The sequence below is a fragment of the Corynebacterium phocae genome, from assembly GCF_008693075.1.
Lineage (GTDB): Bacteria > Actinomycetota > Actinomycetes > Mycobacteriales > Mycobacteriaceae > Corynebacterium > Corynebacterium phocae.
The window spans coordinates 238,482-256,040 of the sequence record NZ_VXKJ01000037.1 but is presented as its reverse complement, the minus strand read 5'-3'; the positions used below and the strand labels follow the sequence as shown (position 1 = coordinate 256,040).

The window sequence follows — 17,559 nt, the reverse complement described above, 5'->3', positions numbered from 1 at the left end:
AGCGGCATGGTGCTAGGCCAAGGCGAACTCCGGTCCGGGGTTCACCCCGGTAGCCCAGTTGCGCCCCTCCGACCCCGGGTTGCCCCGGAACGGGGTATAGAATCTAGGCATGTTTGCCATTATGACTGTTACCGGTAAAGACCGGACCGGAATCATTGCCCAAGTCTCCACTAAGCTCGCGGAACAAGACGTGAACATCGTTGATGTTTCCCAGACTCTCATGTCCGGCTACTTCACCATGATCATGCGCCTGGAATTCGACGAAACCACCACCTCAGTCTCTGACCTGAAGAAGGCCATGAGCCCAGTGGCGGACAGTACCGGGCAGAGCATCAGGGTACAGTCCGAGTCCCTGTTCACCGCCATGCACGAGGTTTAGGAGCAGACCATGGTTAGTAGATTTAACACCACGGGGATTCTTGACACCATCGAGATGATCGAGTCTTACCGCTTGGACATCCGCACGGTGACCATGGGAATCTCCCTACTAGGCTGTACCCGCCCCACTATGGAGGCTACGGCCACTGCCGTCTACGACCACGTCGCGGCTCAAGCCAAACACTTGGTTGAGGTCTGCGAAGGTATTGAAGACGAACTGGGAATCCCCATCGTCAACAAACGGGTTTCCGTCACGCCGGTGGCGCTGGTCACCGCCGGCGCGCAGGGGGATCCCGTCCTGGTAGCCAAAGCCCTGGACCGCGCCGCTAAGGAAGTGGGCGTGAACTTTGTGGGCGGTTATTCCGCCCTGGTGGAAAAGGGAGCTTCGAGCGCGGATACGCGCCTGATTCGCTCAATCCCGGAGGCGCTGGCCACCACTGATTTCGTGTGCTCCTCGGTAAACATTGCCAGCTCACGCGCCGGAATCAATATGGACGCGGTCAAGACCATGGGCCAGGTAATCAAAGAAGCGGCTCAGCTTACCAAAGATAATTCCGCTATCGCCTGCGCGAAATTGGTGGTTTTTGCCAATTCCGTCGGGGACAACCCTTTCATGGCCGGCGCATTCCACGGCATTGAAGAACCCGACTGCGTCATTTCGGTGGGTGTTTCCGGCCCGGGCGTCGTGGACCGCGCCTTGGGGTCTTTGAAAGGTGCCTCGCTGGATCAAGTGGCTGAAGAAATTAAGAAGGCTGCGTTCAAGATTACGCGCGCCGGCCAGTTGGTAGGTGACATGGCTTCCCAGCGGCTAGGCGTCCCCTTTGGCATCATCGACCTGTCCTTAGCCCCTACCGCCGAACAGGGGGACTCAGTAGCCCATATTCTCGAACACATGGGCCTTGACCAAGTGGGCACCCACGGCACAACCGCAGCTCTCGCGCTGCTCAACGACGCGGTGAAAAAGGGCGGAATGATGGCGTGCTCCCGCGTGGGCGGCCTGTCAGGTTCCTTTATCCCCGTCTCTGAAGACAAGGGCATGATAGACGCCGTGCGCTCCGGAGCCATCTCTATGGACAAGCTGGAGGCCATGACCGCTATTTGCTCAGTGGGCTTTGACATGGTGGCCATCCCCGGTGACACCTCGGCCAACACGATTGCCGGGATGATTGCCGACGAAGCCGCTATCGGTGTGATGAACCATAAAACCACCGCCGTGCGCGTCATCCCGGTGCCGGGCAAAGATGTAGGCGACGAGGTCAACTTTGGCGGCCTGTTGGGCTACGCCCCCGTGATCGACGTCAACCACGTAGGCAATTCAACCTTCATCGACCGCGGTGGGTTTATCCCCGCCCCGCTACACGGGTTGCGCAACTAGGCCCAGGGGCGCTGCACCCCTGCCCCGGGGGCCTAGCAGTCCAGTTCCGGCCCCGGGGCTAAGCCGGAGGTTGCCTCTTTTAGTCGGTGAGCATATCTGCAGCCCGCAGGAACTCCTTGTGCGCCGAGGATATGCTCGCGGCGGTGACCAGGCGCGTGTTGGGGGCCTTGCCCCAGTGGTTTCGCAGGTCCGCAACGGAGGTACCCCGGAGTAGTTCGGACTCAGCTTCCACCGTCACGTAGGTGTCTTGTTTGTCGCAGGGCACCTTGCCAAAGGCAATCATGCAGGTAAGTAGGTCATGGATGTGGGCTTTGTAGCCCTCCCCCTGCGCCTCGTGGAACTCGAAATAAAAGCGCATGAGCTCAGGGATGTACTTGGCAATCGAATGCGCACCCAGTTCTTTTATTAGTTTGTCCATTTTTACCGGGCCAATGGAAAATTGCTCCGTAACTCCCAGCGAGCACAGGGTGGCCTTGAGTTCATGCGCGCTTAGGTGCGCGAAGAAATCCCTGGCGGCATGGGGGTCTACCCAGAAGTTCCACTCCGCTGTTGGGGTGGTGTTTCCTTGGTAATTCACCGAACCGCCCATGACCGTGATGTCCCGGAACGCCGCCAAGGAGTCCGTGGCGGCGTACAGGGCCGCATTGGTCAGCGGACCGGTGATAAGCAGATGCGCTTGCCTTTCAGCAGCGGCTTTCCACACCGCCTGCCAGTCCGTGGAATACGGCCGGTCGGGGGCCGGAAGGTAGCCCAGGCCGTGTTCGCCGTGGGTTTCCGGGGTGGTTACAAGTTCAGCTTCCAGCGGAGCCGGCGCACCAGCGGCGACCGGGATGTGTTCAAGCCCGCACATGTACAGCACCCAGGCGGCGTTGCGCGCGGTGGCGTCTATGGACACGTTCCCGGCGGTGGTGGTCACGCCCACGATCTCAATTTCGCGGTTGCGGTGCAGCGCCGCCAGGTAGATGAGCGCCAGGGCGTCATCAATGCCTGGGTCGCAGTCAATGATTACAGGTACTCGTGCCATTGTTGTCTCCTACCTTTTGATCCCGAAGCTGAGAAACACCAGCGGGCCCACCACGTCTACCAAAGAGACCAGGAACCACAGTTTCTTGCTCCCGCGAATCTTCCTCCTGGGAAGATGATAGAGGAAGTGCCACGCCGCCGCGGTGAGGCTAATGTCAGCCGCCGCAGCGCCTATGACGGCCGTCTTGCCCTTGGGGCTTAGTTTTTCCCATTTAGCTTGCAATGTCATGGTCTCAGTGTAGGCCAATTAGCGGACAAAGGGCCAAGGTGTTTTTGCCTAAGCCAATTCGACTATCTCCATGTAGTCATCGGACCACATATCCTCATCTCCATCTGGCATGATGATGACGCGCTCGGGTTTGAGGGCTTTGACGGCGCCCGGATCGTGAGTCACCAGGACCACGGCGCCGGTGTAGGTAGCTAGGGCGTCAAGTACCTGTTCACGCGACTGCGGGTCCAGGTTGTTGGTGGGCTCATCAAGCAAGAGGACGTTGGCCCGCGAGGAAACCAGCGTTGCCAAAGACAAACGGGTTTTCTCACCGCCGGACAGCGTGCCGGCGGGTTGTTCCAGCTTGTCGCCGGAGAACATGAACGCGCCTAGCAGCCCGCGCAAATCCTGCTGGCCTGCGTCCGGGCAGGCGTCGAGCGTGTTTTCCCACACCGTCTTTTCCACATCGATGTTGTCGTGTTCCTGCGCGAAGTATCCAATGCGCAGGCCATGTCCACTGACGATCCCGCCTTCCCCGTCCGTTCGCTCCACACCCGCAAGAAGTTTCAGCAGCGTGGTCTTACCTGCGCCGTTGTAGCCCAGGACCACCACGCGGGAGCCCTTGTCGATGGCTAGATCGACTCCGGCGAACACTTCCAGCGACCCGTACATCTTGGTCAGCCCCTGGGCGTTCATAGGGGTCTTGCCGCACGGTGCGGGCTCGGGGAACTTGATAGAGGCCACCCTGTCGCCAACGCGGACCTCATCCAACTCGTTAATCATCCGGTCTGCGCGCGCCAGCATCTGCTTCGCGGCGGCGGCCTTAGTGGCCTTTGCCCCCAGCTTGGCTGCCTGTTTCTTGAGCGCGGAGGCTTTCTTTTCTGCGTTCGCGCGCTCCCGGCGGCGCCGGGCCTCATCGGTAGCGCGGGCATCAAGATACTTCTTAAAGCCCATGTTGTAGATATCAACCTCCGCACGCACGGCGTCCAAGAACCACACCTTGTTTACAACTGACTCAAGGAGCTCGACGTCGTGGGAGATCATTACTAGGCCGCCCTCGTGCTTGGCCAGAAAGCCCCGCAACCAAGTGATGGAATCGGCGTCAAGGTGGTTGGTGGGCTCGTCTAGGAGCAAGGTTGTCTGGGATTTTCCGGACCCTGCGGAAGCAGCAAACAGGATTTGTGCCAGTTCCACGCGCCGGCGCTGCCCGCCGGACAGGGTCTTTAACTGCTGATCCAGCACCCGGTGTGGCAGCCCCAGGTTGTCGCAGATCTGGGCGCACTGTGAATCAGCCTCGTAGCCGCCCAGGGCCTGGTACTCCTCTTCCAGCCGGGAATACTTCCGGATGGCCTTATCACGGTGTTTTTCATTATCCGTGGACTCCATGATTTCCTGCTGTTTGAGCATGCGCTTTTTCATCTCATCGAGTCCGCGCGCAGATAAGACACGGTCGCGGGCAGTTTGTTCAATATTGCCTTCGCGGGAGTCCTGGGGGAGATAACCAATGGGGCCGGAGCTGGTTATAGACCCGCCGTACGGCTGGGTTTCCCCTGCCAGGATGCGCATGGTGGTGGTTTTTCCGGCACCGTTTCTGCCCACCAGTCCAATTCGGTCACCGGGTTGAACGCGCAACATCTGCCCGGGGGCCTCAAGCAGCGTTCGGGCGCCTACACGTACCTCAAAATCATTGGTCACAATCACGAGGAGTCAGTGTATCAACTTAGCCCGTCTTTAGTGATTCCGCAGACGTGTACCCGGCCTGATTTGCCGTTTTCATCTAGCTTGCTGCTTTCAGCTACGGCGTGGCGCCCCGGTAGCTAGCTGGCTGGGGCGGCAGGCTATACGGCAAAACCTAGGGCTTGGAGCATTTCGCGGCCTTCCTCGGAAATCATGTTTGGCCCCCACGGTGGCATCCATACCCAGTTCAGTCGTACTTCGTCGGCCTGTTTGTTGCCCACCACAGCGTCGTCGATCTGCTCGCCAATGACATCGGTCAACGGACAGGCCGGAGAGGTCAAGGTCATGTTGATATTGCAGATTTCTTTGCCGTCTTCTTCGGTCAGCCAGATATCATAGACTAGCCCCAGGTCAACGACGTTGATCCCCAGCTCGGGGTCAATGACGTCGCGCATGTATTCCTCGATGTCATAGACTTTGGCAATCTGCGCCTCGGTTTGCTCGGGGCGCTCGCCGGCGCCGTCAAAGCTGGCGTTGCTGTCTTGGTATGGCTCAATTAGTTCATCGCTCATGGTAACTATTTCTCCGTTTTCTGGGGGTTATCTAGGGCTTGGGCGGTTGCCGCTTGAAAGGCTTTCCATCCCAGCAGCGCACATTTGACGCGGGCGGGGTATTTTGACACACCGGCAAAGGCAACGCCGTCACCGATGACCTCAATATCGCCTTCTTCTTTGCCGCGCGAGGTAATCATCTTCTCGAAGGCGTTGAGTTTCTCAAAGGCTTCGTCGATTGGGAGGCCAACGATTTCATCAGCCATCACAGACGTTGAGGCCTGGGATATGGAGCAGCCCTCCGCCTCGTAGGAAACGTCTGCTACTTTCTCACCACCTGGGGACAGGTGGACGCGCAGCGTTAGCTCATCCCCGCAGGCGGGGTTCACGTGGTGGACCTCCGCCTGGTGTCCTTCCCGCAGGCCCGCGTGGGTGGGGTTTTTGTAGTGGTCCAGGATTACCTCCTGGTACATGGAGTCTAGGTTCAATTTAATCCACCTTGAAAAATTCGCGTGCATAACGGATGGCTTCGACCAAGCGGTCGACTTCTTCCATCGTATTGTAAAGGTAAAAACTGGCTCGGGCGGTCGATTGGGCGTGAAGAGCCCGGTGCGCTGGCCACGCACAGTGGTGTCCTACTCGGATACACACCCCTTGGTCATCCAAGACCTGTCCTAAGTCGTGGGGGTGGATTCCAGCTACGGCAAACGCGATAGCGCCCCCGCGGTCTGCGGCGGTTTGCGGACCGTAGATGGCCACGCCGGGGATCTTCTGTAGCTCGTGGAGGGCGTAAGCGGTAAGCGCTTTCTCGTGGGAGTGGATAGCGTCCATTCCCACTTCCTGGAGGAATTTCACGGCGGCACCCAAACCCACCACTTGGGAGGTCATCTGAGTACCTGCCTCAAACCGCTGTGGCGGCGCAGCGAAGGTGGTTCCCTCCATTTTCACCACTTCAATCATCGAACCGCCCGTGAGAAACGGGGGCAGCTGAGCCAGGAGTTCAGCTTTGCCGTACAGGACGCCTACGCCCGCAGGTCCGCACATCTTATGCCCGGAAAAGGCCGCGAAGTCCACGTCGAGGGAGTGAAAATCCACCGGCATGTGCGGAACTGATTGGCAGGCGTCCAAAACCACTAGGGCTCCTACGGCGCGTGCGCGGCGGACCATCTCCGGGACATCGGCAATAGCGCCGGTGACATTCGACTGGTGGGTAAAGGCAACGACCTTGACTGTGTCATCAAGCTCCAGAGAGTCCAGATCAATCCGGCCGTCCGGGGTGGACTTGTACCACTTGAGGGTGGCACCGCTGCGCCGCGCTAGCTCCTGCCAAGGCACCAGGTTGGCGTGGTGTTCGAGTTCGGTGACCACAATGGTGTCACCGGCGGTTACGGCTAAATCCCCCGCGCGGTCGTCGCCCAGGGTAAAAGCCACCGCGTTAAGGGCCTCGGTGGCGTTTTTGGTAAAAGCGATTTCATCTACACCCGCGCCAACAAATTCCGCGATGGCCTCACGGGCATCCTCGTAGGCGTCGGTGGCTTCTTCTGCCAGCTGATAAGCGCCCCTGTGTACCGGCGCGTTGGTGCCCAGAACGAACGCCTCTTCGGCCTTCCACACCGGCAGCGGCCGCTGCGAGGTGGCCCCGGAGTCTAAGTATGTCAAGGGTTTATCCCCACGCACTGTGCGCGAAAGGATGGGAAACTGTGCTCTTATGGCGTCCACGTCAAAATCTGGCATGGCTCTCCTTTCATAGGCGTGGGCATAGCGTTAAACCCTGACGCCCCAAGACCGTTCGGGAACGTGGCACCGGACCCCCAGGGGCCGGTACCACGTCAAAATTGCCCGCCCGCGCTGGGTGGCTGCCAAGGGAACAGCCGAGACGGCTAAACCAGCCACGGCTGCAGCCGCAGTGAGAGCCACAGCAAAGCACGGGACGGGCACGGGTTGTACTACTTGATGAACTGATCGTAGCCGTCGGCTTCTAGCTTGTCCGCGAGCTCCGCACCACCGGTGGTGACAATCTTTCCGGCGGCGAACACGTGAACGAAGTCGGGCTTGACGTAGTTGAGGATTCGCTTGTAGTGCGTAATCAGCAGGATTCCACCATTGGTGTCCTCCTGGTAGCGGTTGATACCGGCGGAAACCACGCGTAGGGCGTCCACGTCCAGGCCGGAGTCGGTCTCATCCATAATCGCCATCTTAGGCTTGAGGATGGACAGCTGCATGACCTCGTGGCGCTTCTTCTCACCACCGGAGAAACCCTCATTGACGTTACGGGCAATGAAAGACTTGTCAATGGACAGGTCCTCACGCGCTGAGTTGAGTTCCTGGTTCCATTCGCGCAGCTTAGGTGCCTCACCGCGAACGGCGGTTACGGCAGAGCGCAGGAACTGGGAGACTTTTACGCCGGGGATCTCGGTTGGGTACTGCATGGCCAAAAACAGGCCGGCGCGGGCGCGCTCGTCTACTTCCATCTCCAGCACGTTTTCGCCGTCCAGAAGGATTTCGCCGGAGGTGACCTCGTAACGCGGGTGGCCAGCAATAACATAGGAAAGCGTGGACTTGCCGGAGCCGTTGGGGCCCATCACGGCGTGGATCTCACCGGAGTTGATGGTGAGGTTGACGCCTTTGAGGATCTCTTTGGGCTCGGAGTTGTCATCGGAGGGAAGGACCTGTGCGTGCAAGTCCTTGATTTCTAGAGTTGACATGGGGTTTTACCTTTTCTGCTTTTCTAAAGGGTGTTGGACTTGTTGAGTTCTTCGAGCACGCGGGATTCCAGATCCTCGCGCAGGCTCTCAACGCGGATTCGGCCGATGACCTCGGAGAAGAAACCGCGGATGATAAGGCGGCGGGCTTCTTCTTCGGGGATGCCGCGGGATTTGAGGTAGAAGACCTCTAGGTCATCAAAACGCCCCACGGTGGCGGCGTGGCCGGCACCGGCAATTTCGCCAGTCTCAATCTCCAGGTTGGGGATGGCGTCGGCGCGCGCCCCCTCGGTCAAGATGAGGTTGTTGTTGGTTTCATAGGTGTCCGTACCCTGGGCACCTGCGCGGATGAGGACGTCTCCTACCCAACAGGTGCGGGCCTCGGCCTTGCGGTCTTTAACGTCTTTGGTGTTTTGCAGCGCGCCTTTATACATCACGTTCGAACGGCAGCTCGGGATGGAGTGATCCACCAGCAGGCGGTTTTCGAAGTACTGTCCGGAGTCGGCGAAGTAAATGCCCAGCATCTCTGCGTCCGCGCCCGGTGCCGTGAAGTTTACGCGCGGAACCATGCGTACTACCTGGCCGCCAAAGATGGCGGCGGTGTGGCGCAGTACCGCGTCGCGCCCCATGAGCGCCACGTGCTGCGAAAGGTGGACGGCGTCGTCGTTCCAGTCCACGTCCACTACCACGTTCAGGTGAGCGCCATCGCCGACCAGGAAGTGGATGTTATCCGCGTGCGTGCCAGAACCGACGTATTTAAGCACCACGGTGGCCTCACTGTGGCGGCCGGCGTCAATGACGGTGGCACCAAAGGAGGTGACGTCTTCACCCTTGCCGGTGATGGTTACGGTGACGGGCTTATCCAGCTTGGTGTCCGCCGCTATGGTCACCACCTGAGCCTCCGGCATGGAGGTAAAGGCCTGGGCGGCCACGCGGTCGTTGGGTGCGGCTGCGCGCTTTAAGCGTTCGTCGCCTGGACCAACGGTCTCCGAGGTCACGCCCTCGGCTTCCGTGACGGCGATGTCCTGGGCAACAGCGGTGGCAAATTTACCGTTGTGCAGACCGCGCAAGGAGCGCAGGCTGATAAAGCGCCACACTTCATCGCGACCAGTGGGGATCTTGAAGTCCTCCACATTGTGGGAAGACAGCTGGTCACCCTTGGTGACTTTGTTCAAGTTAAATTCGTTGGAGGCTACCATTTCCTAGCCCACCGATCCTTCCATTTGCAGCTCAATCAGGCGGTTGAGCTCAAGCGCGTACTCCATGGGCAGCTCTTTGGCGATGGGCTCTACGAACCCGCGCACGATCATGGCCATGGCCTCTTCTTCGGACAATCCGCGAGACATGAGGTAGAACAGCTGGTCTTCGGAGACCTGCGAAACGGTGGCCTCATGGCCTAGGGTCACGTGGTCATTGCGGATATCGTTATAGGGGTAGGTGTCCGACCGGGAGATGTTGTCAACCAGCAGGGCGTCGCACTCCACGTTGGAGGTGGAGTGGTGCGCGTTCTGGTTGATCTGCACCAGGCCGCGGTAGGCGGAGCGCCCGCCCGCGCGGGCCACGGACTTAGACACGATGTTGGAAGACGTGTACGGAGCCATGTGCGTCATCTTCGCGCCGGTGTCCTGGAACTGGCCTTCGCCGGCAAAGGCCAGGGACAGCACCTCACCCTTGGCGTGCGGGCCGGTCATCCATACGGCGGGGTACTTCATGGTTACCTTGGAGCCAATGTTGCCGTCCACCCATTCCATGGTGGCGCCTTCTTCGCACTTGGTGCGCTTGGTCACCAGGTTGTAGACGTTGTTAGACCAGTTCTGGATGGTCGTGTAGCGGCAACGCCCGCCCTTCTTGACGATGATCTCTACAACAGCGGAGTGCAGCGAGTCAGACTTGTAGATAGGTGCGGTACAGCCCTCCACGTAGTGGACGTAGGCGTCCTCATCAACGATGATGAGCGTGCGCTCGAACTGGCCCATGTTCTCGGTGTTGATACGGAAATAGGCCTGCAGCGGGATGTCCACGTGTACGCCCTTGGGCACGTAGATAAACGAGCCGCCGGACCATACTGCGGAGTTGAGCGAGGAGAACTTGTTATCGCCCGCCGGGATGACGGTGCCAAAGTATTCTTTGAACAGTTCTTCGTACTCACGTAGGCCGGTGTCCGTGTCAACGAAGATAACGCCTTGCTCCTCCAGGTCCTCGCGGATCTGGTGGTAGACCACCTCGGACTCATACTGCGCGGCCACGCCTGCTACCAGACGCTGCTTTTCGGCCTCTGGGATCCCCAGCTTGTCATAAGTTTCTTTGATGTCAGCGGGGAGGTCTTCCCAGGACTGCGCCTGTTTTTCGGTGGACTTCACAAAGTACTTAATGTTGTCAAAGTCGATGCCGGTAAGGTCCGCGCCCCACGTGGGCATGGGCTGTTTTCCGAAGATGTTCAGGGCCTTGAGCCGCTGGTTGAGCATCCACTCGGGCTCATTCTTCTGCCGGGAGATGTCGCGGACTACGTCCTCGCTCAGGCCACGGCGAGCCGCCGCACCTGCTACATCCGGGTCGTGCCAGCCGTACTCGTACGCACCGATTGAGTCGATGATTTCATCATCGGTCATCTGAGGCTTTACCTGTGGTTGTGCCTTTGTCACGACGCGCTCCTTTCGTTGTGCCTATCAGTTTTGGGCTGATTGTCTTTGCTACCGTTCCCGGTAGCTATTGTCAGGGGGATATTGGTGGTGCATATTCCGTGACCATCCGCCAGGGAGGCCAGGGGTTGCACGTGTCTATGTAAAAGGTCGCTAAAGACTTCTTGCTCTGCCTCGCACAGCTCCGGATGGGCAGCCGCCACATGCGCTACTGGGCAATGGTGCTGGCAAATCTGCACGCCAGCCCCCGCCGTAGTCACTGTGGCAGCGTAACCCAATTCATCCAAGGCTTCCGCGAGTTTTCGGGCTGCTTCTTCGACCTCTTGCTCCGACTCTTGCTCCGAGTCACCGTCGAATGAAACGACGGTACGTACGTCCGCAAGCATCTTTTCAAAGCGGGCCTTGGCAAATTTCTTTACGGCGTCCGTTCCACCGGCGGCTCGCAAAGCCTCCAGCGCGTCAACCGCTAACTGATCGTAAGCATGCCCAAAGTGGGCGCGCCCTTCATCCGTTAACCGGAAGTGTTTAGCCGGCCGGCCGCGCCCTCCGGTAGCACCCGCAGGCCTGCGGCTAACTACCTCGGTGAGCCCGTCTTCGACCAAGTTGTCTAAATGCCGGCGCACGCCTGCGGCCGAAAGCCCCAGGTGCTTGCCCAGATGAGATGCTGAAATCGGGCCGTCTTTGAGGAGCAGCAACATAATCTGACGGCGCGTATCACCTTCAATGGTGCGTGACTCCCGCAGCGGACTAGAAAGGGTGGTTCCCTTCCCGGCTGCCTTGCTGGGTTCCGTGGAATCCCCACCCGCGTTAGTCACTTTGAATCGCTTTGCCATATTGTGCACACCTCCTGTCCGGAACTCGTTTCTCTGTTTTAGACAACACTAGTGTTCCCTAAATAGTGCCATAATGCCACCTATGCAGGTCACGGGGCTAAGTAACGTGCGACCAAGGTGAATTTCGGGACCGTTGAGAAAATTACGCCAGTGTAATTTTGGGCCCTGATTTGAACCCGGGCGCGCGGGAACATCGATTACCCCACGCCGGATGTGTGGGAAGTTAATGCTGCAAACAAGGTTAAAACTCCCTCATCGCGCTGATCCGTGACTAAGGTAAGTCCCGTGGGAAAGCATAAAGACGCAAATCTCCCGGAATCAACGGAAACCGCTCGTACGCCGCGCCGTCGCGCGTTGATGAAAGTTCCGCGTACCTTTGCCTCTCAATTGCGGGCGATCTCACCCCGGGTAGGCCATGCGGGAACGCGAGCCTCCCGCCTGCACGCCTCCGGAGCTGATGACGCAGAGCTTTTTAATGTCCCCGATCCCCGCTTTGACGCTCCCGTTGAAAAAACCACCCGGTTCAAGTACGAATCTGTGGACCAGCTGCGCGCCATGTTCGTCCTCCGGTGGCTTGGTACCGTAGGCGCTTTACTAGTGTCCTTTGGCGGCTTGGGTGCGGGCGCCCTACCGGTGGTTGGTGACCCTTACGACAACATCCGGATTTTCGCTCTGCCCTTGGGCTCAATCTTGGCCCAGCTGCTGCAAACGTCCTCCGCCATAGTGTTCCTCGGTGTGGGGCTGATGGCCCTGGCCTGGCTGGGAATGGCTAAATTCGTGGGAACACCGCTTCCCCAGCTGAATCCTCCCGCCGCAGTACCAAGACCACAGTTGCGGAAAAGAGCGATAAAAAAGGCCCACAGTCCCAAGGCCGTGCCAGTCAAGCCCCGGCGGGTGGTGAGCGTGGATCAGATATGGCGCACATGGTTTAGCTGGGTCATACCCCTCATCCCCACCGCTCCACTTTTCACCCAAGACATCTATTCTTACCTGGCCAACGGTTCAATAGTCCGCCAGGGTCTTGACCCGTATTCGGCCGGGCCGGTCCAGCTACTGGGAATTGACAACCAACTGGCCAGATCCGTGCCGTTTATCTGGGCCAACTCCCCTTCACCGTACGGACCGGTTTCCCTCCAGATTGCGGAAACAATCAGCCTGATTACCGGAGACACCATTATCTCCGGGGTAATTCTTCACCGCTTAGTGTCCATCCTCGGTGTCATCGCCGCCGGGTGGGCTATCACCAAACTCGCCGGCCGGTGCCGGATCTCCGCGCCTGCCGCCCTTTGGCTGGGTCTGCTCAACCCCCTGGCCATCTTGCATCTAATTGCAGGCATCCACAACGAGTCCATCATGCTGGGGTTTCTCCTCGTGGGCATGGAACTTGCGCTCCAAGGCGTGGACAAACTCACTGCGCGCCAAGGAGTTAGCTGGATCCCGGCGTTTCTAGGCTCCGGCGTGATCATCAGCTGCGCAGGAATGGTAAAAGTGACTGGCTTTATCGGTCTGGGGTTTGCCGGGATGGCTCTTGCCAGGGCGCTGTGGGTACATCGCGGGGTTGGCCCCGTCAGCGCAGTTATACGAGCCGCCGCTTGGCAGTCGGTGGTTCTCGTGTCTACGGTTGCGGCAGTGACCGTTGCTACCGGGATATCCCTGGGCTGGGTGACTGGGCAAGGAGGGGCGGCCAGCATTCGCTCCTGGCTATCAATATCCACGGACATTGGCGTCATTTTCGGCTACATAGGTATGGCCCTCGGCCTCGGTGATCACACTGAGTCAATGCTGACTATCACCCGCGCGGCCGGGCTCCTGGTCGCCGCCGCCTTCATCGTGCGCATGCTCCTAGCTACTTTCCGTGGTTCCATCCATCCGGTGGGAGGGCTAGGCGTGGCTACACTAATCATGGTTATGTTCTTCCCCGTGGTCCACCCCTGGTACATCTTGTGGGCCGTGTTCCCCCTGGCTGCCTGGGCCAACCGCTTTGTGTTCCGTGCTTGTGTGGTGGCCTATTCCGTACCCATGAGCGTGGCGGTTCTGCCCCGCGGCCTGGGTTTGCCACCGGATACCGTACTGGTTATCTACCTGGCTGCTGCCCTGACGTTTTTACCGGTAGCCGGCGTTTGGTGGGTTGCTTTGCGCCGCCAAGGCATCTCTGCCCTAGACTGGTAAGCCGTGAACACCTCTTTTGATGGAAGCCGGGACGTGCGCGCAAACGCAAGCTCCAGCCTCCCCGGGTCCGGCCCCAGCCCGCTCCGGGCCAAGTCCTCTGTGCTGGACGTTGCTGGTCTGCGAAAGACCTTTGGGACCAAGGTAGCCGTGGATGACTTATCCTTCCACGTCAACCGCGGTGAGACGCTATGCCTGCTGGGCCCCAATGGTGCTGGCAAGACCACCACCATTGAGATCTGCGAAGGTTTTATGGCCCCCGATAGTGGCCAGATCACCGTCCTGGGCCTAGATCCCACCCGCCAACCGGACGCAGTGCGTGAAAGGATTGGCATCATGCTGCAAGGCGGCGGCTCTTACTCCGGTATAAGGGTGCGTGAGATGATGGCCTTGTCTGCCGCCTACCGCAAAAACCCGCTCGACCCGCAGTGGTTGCTGGAGATCCTGGGGCTTGAAGGCGCAGCCAACAACACCTACCGCAGGCTTTCGGGTGGCCAGAAGCAGCGGCTGTCACTGGCTCTTGCTCTCATCGGAAGACCCGAGTTGGTTTTCCTGGATGAACCCACCGCCGGTATGGACTCTCAATCCAAGCTAGTGGTCTGGGACCTCGTGGCCGCCCTCAAGAGAGACGGCGTCACCGTTGTCCTCACCACCCACCTCATGGACGAAGCCGAGGCCTTAGCGGACCGCGTAGCCATAATTGACAACGGTGCCAAGGTAGCCGAAGGGTCGGTCGCGGAGTTAGCGCGAACCCTTCCCGCCGGAATTATCAGCTTTGAAACAAGCGCCGCCGTTGACACCGCACGCATGGAAGCCGCCGGACTTCATGTTCGGGCCAAGCGCCCACTGAGCTACGAACTGATCCCCATAAACGTCTCCGCGGGGACCAACGCCTCCCTTACCGGTGCTCTCGGTGACGGCGGGGTGCCCACCCCAGAAACGGTGGCCGCCCTAACGGCAGAACTTGCCCGGCAAAACATCATGGTGCGCCGTATCGACACCGCCAGCGCCACGCTAGAAGACGTCTTTTTGCAGCTAACCGGACGGGAGCTGCGCGCATGAACAAAACCAAAAGGACCCCGGCAATGACTCAGTTTCCCCCCGGTACCTTCAGCCCCTCACCCCAGCGGGCCAGTGTGGCATCGATTCTCAAAGTCCAAGGCGCTATAGAGTCCAGGCTGATGCTGCGCCACGGAGAACAGCTACTTTTAAGCCTGATCATCCCCGTTGCACTACTGCTGGCGGGCAGCCGGTTGCCCCTAAAATCCGCGATGGGTGATATCCAACAGCTGTACCCGATGATACTGGCTGTAGCGGTGACTTCAGCAGGGTTTACCGGCCAAGCCATTGCCTTAGCCTTTGACCGGCGCTACGGCGCGCTCAAGCGAACAGGAGCCTCCGGGGTACCATCCTGGGCAATCATCGCCGGGAAGGTCTTAGGGGTGCTCACCATGGTCCTTGTCCAGGTCCTGGTACTATCCGCCACGGCCTTCGCAGTGGGTTTTAGGACGGATGTGCAAGGAGTCTTGCTAGGTGGCCTCACGCTCATCGCGGGCGTAGCGACGTTTACCTCCCTGGGGCTAATCCTGGGCGGAACGCTGAGCTCGGAAATAGTCCTCGCAGTTGCCAATCTCTTCTGGTTCGCACTGTTGGGGGTTGCCGGCTGGACCCTCTACGCCCAGGGTCTCGGAGACAACGGCTTGCTCAATATTGTTCCCACCGTGGCGCTAGCCGCGGGGCTAAGTGAGGCCTTTACTGGCTCCCTACCGGTCCTACCCCTGCTGTCCCTAGCCGCCTGGGCGGTTGCCTCCTCCGTGTTGGCAGCTAAGTGGTTCCGTTTTGAGGGCTAAAAAACACCACTAGCTGTCTTTTATGTGACATTCCTTTCGGCTACGCCGGCATAGCCCAGCTAATTCCCGGTTTCAGGCCGCTGGTGGGTAGAGTCGAAGTCGTGAATATCTTTGACCGGGTTCTTCGATTCTTCCGTGAAACTGCCCCTGACATCAGGCAACAGCGCAAGGTGGCTTTCATCCTGCTGCTGTGCCAGGGTGGTATCACCGTTTCCGGCGCTATCGTGCGCGTGACCGGCTCCGGATTGGGGTGCGTGACCTGGCCCAACTGCCACCCTGGGTCCTTGGTTCCACTCAAGGGCGCGGCCCCGTTTGTCCATCAGATGATTGAGTGGGGTAACCGGTTGCTCACCTTCGTGGTCATGGCCGCCGCAATCGCCGCAGTAATAGCCATGTACCAGGCGCGCCGGCGTACAGAGCTCAAGGTGTATGCCTGGCTAGGGGTTGCCGGCGTGGTAGTCCAAGCGCTCATCGGCGCTATGTCCGTGTTCTTGAAGCTCAATTGGTGGGCGGTTGCGCTCCACTTCTTGCCCTCCATGGTCCTGGTGTGGATAGCCGCCATGCTCTTCGTGCGAATCTCCGAGCCCGACCACGGCCACCCCACCAGACTCATCCCCCAGTCCCTTCGCACCCTAGGTGTCATAGCCACGGTGGCGTTGGCAGTGGTCTTGATGACAGGCACCATGGTCACGGGCTCCGGTGTGCACTCCGGTGACGCTGGAGCGGGAATGGAAGGCCGGCTAGACGTTGACACCCAGGCCATGGCAGTGGCGCACGCCGTCTGCATGTACATCTATCTGCTTGCCACCGTAATCTTGGTCATCATGCTCTACCGCACCAAGGCTCCGCAGCCCGCCAAGACCGCCGGGCTGTGGCTCATAGCGGTCATTGTTATCCAGTGGGCTATTGGGGTGTTCCAGTTCTACCAGCACATCCCGCGCTGGACGGTGCCCATCCATATTGGATTTGCCTCCATAGTCACCGCGTGGACCGCCATCCTATGGGCCCACGGATACCGCCGTGTGGCCAAAAACGCCGCTCTTGTCACCGGTTCCCAGGCTGGTGACCGCAAGCGGGAAAAATCCTCCCAACGGGTGAACGACCACTAAGAGCTCTCGCATACCAAGAAACTTTCTTGCCCCGACCCCATCGCTAAACCGGTAGGCTCGGGGCATGTTTGCTATCAAGATTGACACCACCGGAGGACATGAGGTTCTCAACTACTGCCAGGTTGAAGACCCCGTTGCTAGTGCGGACCAAGCCCTTGTGGCTGTCGACTACGCGGGGGTCAACTACATAGATACCTACCTGCGCGACGGCTCCTACCCTGCAGAGTTGCCCTTCATCCCCGGCTTCGAGGGCTGCGGACGAGTGCTAGATGATCCCAGCGGTAAGTTCTCTCCAGGCCAGCGCGTGGCATGGGACAACGCCCTGGGGTCCTACGCAGAAAAAGTCTACGTGGACCCGCAGCGAATGGTCAGCATTCCGGACACCATTGACGGCCCCACGGCCGCGTCTATGCTGCTGCAAGGAATGACAGCCCACTACCTGATTGACGGCGTCTACCCTGTCAAGGCTGGGACTACCATCCTCATTACCGCTGGAGCGGGTGGCGTAGGCCGCCTGGCTACCCAGATGGCCAAGCGTTCCGGGGCCACGGTGGCTACGGTGGTTTCCACCGACGCCAAAGAAAAGATTTCCCTAGCTGCGGGCGCGGATAAGGTATTCCGCTATTCCGAGAACCTCCACCAGGAGGTTGTGGAGTGGACCGACGGGGTCGGTGTGGACGTGGCCTACGACGGCGTGGGCAAAGCTACATTCCCGCAGTCCCTGCGCATGGTTCGCCGGCGCGGAATGGTGTGTCTGTTCGGGGCGGCGTCGGGGCCCGTTGAGCCCTTCAACCCGCAAGAGCTCAATAAACACGGCTCACTATTTCTCACCCGCCCCACCCTGGCTGACTGGACGGCTACACCGGCGGAGTTCCGGTACCGTTCACAATCGGTCATCGAGGGCCTTACCCAGGGCTGGCTGAAGCTAGACGTCCCGCACACCTACCCGCTTGCACAAGCCAGCAGAGCGCATCAGGATTTACAGGACCGCCGTACCACCGGGTCCGTTGTCCTGGAAGTAGCCGGATAGACCGGAGCAATTACGCCC

General features: G+C 59.5%; 17 protein-coding genes. 7 read left to right on the top strand and 10 right to left on the bottom strand.

The annotated features are described in order from the left end of the window. The first annotated feature begins 109 nt into the window (after positions 1-109). Together F4V58_RS05480 and F4V58_RS05475 are read left to right on the top strand one after the other, a co-directional pair. Entirely contained in the window at positions 110-379 is a 270-nt protein-coding gene (locus tag F4V58_RS05480) for an ACT domain-containing protein (RefSeq protein ID WP_075734048.1), read from the top strand. A gap of 9 nt (positions 380-388) precedes the next feature. Then, positions 389-1,753 (top strand): PFL family protein, encoded by a 1,365-nt coding sequence (locus F4V58_RS05475; RefSeq protein ID WP_075734046.1) that lies wholly within the window; start codon positions 389-391, stop codon positions 1,751-1,753. Positions 1,754-1,832: 79 nt separating this feature from the next. On the opposite strand, the gene F4V58_RS05470 is transcribed toward F4V58_RS05475, so the two are convergent. The 10 genes from F4V58_RS05470 to F4V58_RS05425 form a co-directional block, all read right to left on the bottom strand. Then, positions 1,833-2,777 (bottom strand): nucleoside hydrolase, encoded by a 945-nt coding sequence (locus F4V58_RS05470; protein WP_075734044.1) that lies wholly within the window; start codon positions 2,775-2,777, stop codon positions 1,833-1,835. Positions 2,778-2,786: 9 nt separating this feature from the next. Further along, positions 2,787-3,005, bottom strand: a complete 219-nt coding sequence (locus F4V58_RS05465) for a hypothetical protein (protein WP_075736538.1) — start codon at positions 3,003-3,005, stop codon at positions 2,787-2,789. Positions 3,006-3,053: 48 nt separating this feature from the next. Further along, the gene (locus F4V58_RS05460; RefSeq protein WP_075734042.1) at positions 3,054-4,685 is read right to left on the bottom strand and encodes an ABC-F family ATP-binding cassette domain-containing protein; all 1,632 of its coding nucleotides are present in this window, start codon (positions 4,683-4,685) and stop codon (positions 3,054-3,056) included. A gap of 137 nt (positions 4,686-4,822) precedes the next feature. After that, a complete protein-coding gene (locus F4V58_RS05455) occupies positions 4,823-5,233 on the bottom strand; it encodes a metal-sulfur cluster assembly factor (protein ID WP_075734040.1) in 411 nt (136 codons plus the stop codon). Positions 5,234-5,238: 5 nt separating this feature from the next. After that, a complete protein-coding gene (sufU, locus tag F4V58_RS05450; protein ID WP_075734038.1) occupies positions 5,239-5,700 on the bottom strand; it encodes a Fe-S cluster assembly sulfur transfer protein SufU in 462 nt (153 codons plus the stop codon). 1 nt (position 5,701) lies between these two features. Then, positions 5,702-6,946 (bottom strand): cysteine desulfurase, encoded by a 1,245-nt coding sequence (locus tag F4V58_RS05445; protein ID WP_075734036.1) that lies wholly within the window; start codon positions 6,944-6,946, stop codon positions 5,702-5,704. A 212-nt stretch (positions 6,947-7,158) separates the two neighbouring features. Next, positions 7,159-7,917: a Fe-S cluster assembly ATPase SufC gene (gene sufC / locus F4V58_RS05440; RefSeq protein WP_075734034.1), complete on the bottom strand. Its 759-nt coding sequence runs from the start codon at positions 7,915-7,917 to the stop codon at positions 7,159-7,161. Positions 7,918-7,940: 23 nt separating this feature from the next. Next, positions 7,941-9,113, bottom strand: coding sequence for a Fe-S cluster assembly protein SufD (gene sufD, locus F4V58_RS05435; RefSeq protein WP_075734032.1), 1,173 nt, complete (start codon positions 9,111-9,113; stop codon positions 7,941-7,943). A 3-nt stretch (positions 9,114-9,116) separates the two neighbouring features. After that, positions 9,117-10,523 carry a Fe-S cluster assembly protein SufB gene (gene sufB, locus F4V58_RS05430; RefSeq protein WP_211272789.1) on the bottom strand — a complete coding sequence of 469 codons (1,407 nt, stop codon included), beginning with the start codon at positions 10,521-10,523 and terminating at the stop codon, positions 9,117-9,119. A gap of 29 nt (positions 10,524-10,552) precedes the next feature. Then, on the bottom strand, positions 10,553-11,251 hold the full coding sequence (locus F4V58_RS05425; RefSeq protein WP_245803050.1) for a helix-turn-helix transcriptional regulator: 699 nt from the start codon (positions 11,249-11,251) through the stop codon (positions 10,553-10,555). A gap of 492 nt (positions 11,252-11,743) precedes the next feature. Here F4V58_RS05425 and mptB point away from each other — a divergent pair, with 492 nt between their 5' ends. From mptB to F4V58_RS05400, 5 genes are all read left to right on the top strand, one after another. Continuing rightward, positions 11,744-13,555 (top strand): polyprenol phosphomannose-dependent alpha 1,6 mannosyltransferase MptB, encoded by a 1,812-nt coding sequence (gene mptB / locus F4V58_RS05420; protein WP_075734030.1) that lies wholly within the window; start codon positions 11,744-11,746, stop codon positions 13,553-13,555. Between the two features lie 3 nt (positions 13,556-13,558). Beyond that, complete coding sequence (locus tag F4V58_RS05415; RefSeq protein WP_425429754.1) at positions 13,559-14,614, top strand: ABC transporter ATP-binding protein; 1,056 nt, start codon at positions 13,559-13,561, stop codon at positions 14,612-14,614. 23 nt (positions 14,615-14,637) lie between these two features. Beyond that, positions 14,638-15,402, top strand: coding sequence for an ABC transporter permease (locus F4V58_RS05410; RefSeq protein WP_075734028.1), 765 nt, complete (start codon positions 14,638-14,640; stop codon positions 15,400-15,402). Positions 15,403-15,503: 101 nt separating this feature from the next. Next, the gene (locus tag F4V58_RS05405) at positions 15,504-16,511 is read left to right on the top strand and encodes a COX15/CtaA family protein (protein WP_084559695.1); all 1,008 of its coding nucleotides are present in this window, start codon (positions 15,504-15,506) and stop codon (positions 16,509-16,511) included. Positions 16,512-16,575: 64 nt separating this feature from the next. Further along, a complete protein-coding gene (locus tag F4V58_RS05400) occupies positions 16,576-17,541 on the top strand; it encodes a quinone oxidoreductase family protein (RefSeq protein ID WP_075734024.1) in 966 nt (321 codons plus the stop codon). The last annotated feature ends 18 nt before the right edge of the window (positions 17,542-17,559 follow it).